Origin of the sequence: Saccharomonospora iraqiensis subsp. iraqiensis, assembly GCF_000430445.1 — a bacterium.
Lineage (GTDB): Bacteria > Actinomycetota > Actinomycetes > Mycobacteriales > Pseudonocardiaceae > Saccharomonospora > Saccharomonospora iraqiensis.
In genome coordinates this window covers 20,532-23,539 of record NZ_KE387056.1, presented here as the reverse complement: position 1 = coordinate 23,539, position 3,008 = coordinate 20,532, and the positions used below count along the sequence as shown (strand labels likewise).

General features: G+C 67.9%; 2 protein-coding genes. Both read left to right on the top strand.

The genetic code is table 11. The features are described from left to right. A partial coding sequence (locus ACTIR_RS21630; protein WP_199285567.1) for a sigma 54 modulation/S30EA ribosomal C-terminal domain-containing protein occupies positions 1-323 on the top strand: 323 nt, incomplete at its 5' end. Positions 324-434: 111 nt separating this feature from the next. Continuing rightward, positions 435-3,008: preprotein translocase subunit SecA (gene secA, locus ACTIR_RS0104120; RefSeq protein ID WP_026453319.1), on the top strand; the 2,574-nt coding region annotated here is incomplete at its 3' end.

Here is a 3,008-nt window from a genome sequence, read left to right as displayed (position 1 = left end):
GGCGGGCCGCGGCGGGTACCGCCGTCCTGGAGGCTCCCCCGGCGGAGCCGCGGACCGGTGGGTCCGGTGGGTCCGGTGGGTTCGACTTCCCCGGACAGCGGGAGGACGAACAGGACTGGGACGACGGGGTGCGCGTGCACGAACCCGGACGCGTCGTCCGGGAGAAGCAGCACTCGGCCGAACCGATGACGATCGACGATGCTCTCTACCAGATGGAGTTGGTCGGGCACGACTTCTATCTCTACAACGACTCGGAGACCGGTAAGCCCAGCGTCGTGTACAGGCGGAAAGGCTTCGACTACGGCGTGATTCGATTGGGCTGAGTTCCGGCAGGCCCACGCGGGCCTGCGTGTTCCCTACGATGGGGGTTGCTGGCGGCGCCCTGCACGGGTGTGCCGCGACGCCCACACGACACCGCAAGTGAGGTCGACCCGATGCTTCTGAACCGCCTGCTCCGCGCGGGCGAGGGCAAGACGGTGAAGCGGTTGCACCGCATCGCCGCCCAGATCAACTCCCTCGAAGACGACGTCAAGGACCTCTCGGACGCCGACCTGCAGGCGAAGACCGACGAGTTCCGCGCGCGCCACACCGACGGCGAGTCGCTGGACGAGCTTCTCCCGGAGGCGTTCGCGGTGGTCCGCGAGGCGGCGCAGCGGGTGCTCGGCCAGCGGCACTTCGACGTCCAGCTCATGGGCGGTGCCGCACTCCACCTCGGCCAGGCCGCGGAGATGAAGACCGGTGAGGGCAAGACCCTGACCAGTGTGCTGCCGGTCTACCTCAACGCGCTCACCGGCCGGGGTGTCCACATCGTCACCACCAACGACTACCTCGCCCAGCGGGACTCCGAGTGGATGGGTCGTGTCCACCGGTTCCTCGGGCTCGAGGTGGGGGTGATCCGCGCGGACATGCAGTCCGCCGCACGCCGGGAGGCCTACCGGGCCGACATCACCTACGGCACGAACAACGAGTTCGGCTTCGACTACCTCCGCGACAACATGGCGTGGAGCCTCGACGACTGTGTGCAGCGCGGGCACTACTACGCCATCGTCGACGAGGTCGACTCCATCCTCATCGACGAGGCCAGGACGCCGCTGATCATCTCCGGTCCCGCGGACCAGTCGTCGCGCTGGTACAACGAGTTCGCGCGGATGGCGCCGTTGATGACCAAGGACGTCCACTACGAGGTGGACGAGCGCAAGCGGGCCGTGGGCGTCACGGAGGCCGGCGTGGAGTTCGTCGAGGACCAGCTCGGTATCGACAACCTCTACGAGTCGGCGAACACCCCGTTGATCAGCTTCCTGAACAACGCCCTGAAGGCCAAGGAGCTCTACAACAAGGACAAGGAGTACATCGTCCGGGGTGGCGAGGTGCTCATCGTCGACGAGTTCACCGGCCGGGTCCTGGCCGGTCGCCGGTTCAACGAGGGGATGCACCAGGCGATCGAGGCCAAGGAAGGCGTCGAGATCAAGGCCGAGAACCAGACCCTGGCCACGATCACGCTGCAGAACTACTTCCGCCTCTACGACAAGCTCGCCGGGATGACCGGTACCGCCGAGACGGAGGCGGCCGAGTTCCACCAGACGTACAAGCTCGGTGTGGTGCAGATCCCCACCAACAAACCGATGATCCGCGCCGACCAGGCCGACCTCATCTACAAGAGCGAGCCGGCGAAGTTCGAGGCCGTGGCGGACGACATCGCCGAGCGTCACGAGAAGGGTCAGCCCGTGCTGGTCGGTACGACCAGCGTGGAGAAGTCGGAGTTCCTGTCGAAGGCGCTGGTCAAGCGCAACGTGCCGCACGAGGTGCTGAACGCCAAGCAGCACCACCGCGAAGCGCTGATCATCGCGAAGGCCGGCCGGAAGGGCGCGGTCACGGTGGCCACCAACATGGCGGGCCGCGGGACCGACATCGTGCTCGGCGGGAACCCGGACATCATCGCCGACGAGGTGCTGCGGGAACGCGGCCTCGACCCGGTCGAGCACTCGGAGGAGTACGAGGCCGCCTGGCCGAAGGTGCTGGAGGAGGTCACCGCGGAGTCCGAGGCCGAGGCCGAGGAGGTCCGCGCCGCGGGGGGCCTGTACGTGCTCGGCACGGAGCGGCACGAGTCCCGGCGGATCGACAACCAGCTGCGCGGCCGGTCGGGGCGTCAGGGGGACCCCGGGGAGTCCCGCTTCTACCTCTCCCTCGGCGACGACCTGATGCGCCGGTTCAACGCCGCGATGGTCGAGCGGGTCATGACCACCATGAAGCTGCCCGACGAGGTGCCGATCGAGCACAAGATGGTCTCCCGCGCCATCAAGAGCGCGCAGACCCAGGTCGAGCAGCAGAACATGGAGATCCGCAAGAACGTCCTCAAGTACGACGAGGTGCTGAACCAGCAGCGCAAGGTCATCTACACCGAGCGCCGCCGGGTCCTGGAGGGCGAGGACCTGCGGGAACAGGTCGAGCACATGCTCGGTGACGTCATCGGCGCCTACGTCCGGGCGGAGACGGCCGAGGGGTACGCCGAGGACTGGGACCACGAGAAGCTGTGGACGGCGCTGCGGACCCTGTACCCGGTGGGGGTGACCTGGGAGGAGATCGTCGAGGAGGACGAGGACATCGACGCGGACCGGCTCCGCGAGATCCTGGTCGACGACGCCACCGCCGCCTACGCCCGACGTGAGGCGGAGATCGAGGAGGCGGCGGGCGAGGGCGCCATGCGCGAGCTCGAACGCCGGGTGGTGCTGTCGGTGCTCGACCGCAAGTGGCGCGAGCACCTCTACGAGATGGACTACCTCAAGGAGGGCATCGGTCTGCGCGCGATGGCGCAGGCGGATCCGCTCGTGGAGTACCAGCGCGAGGGCTTCGACATGTTCAACGCGATGTTGGACTCGTTGAAGGAGGAAACGGTCGGTTACCTGTTCAACCTCCAGGTCGAGCAGACCGCGCAGCAGCAGGGCGGCGCGACGCAGGACGCCGGGGACGAACAGGGGGCCGCGCAGGCCGCCGGACAGGCCGCGGCCGCG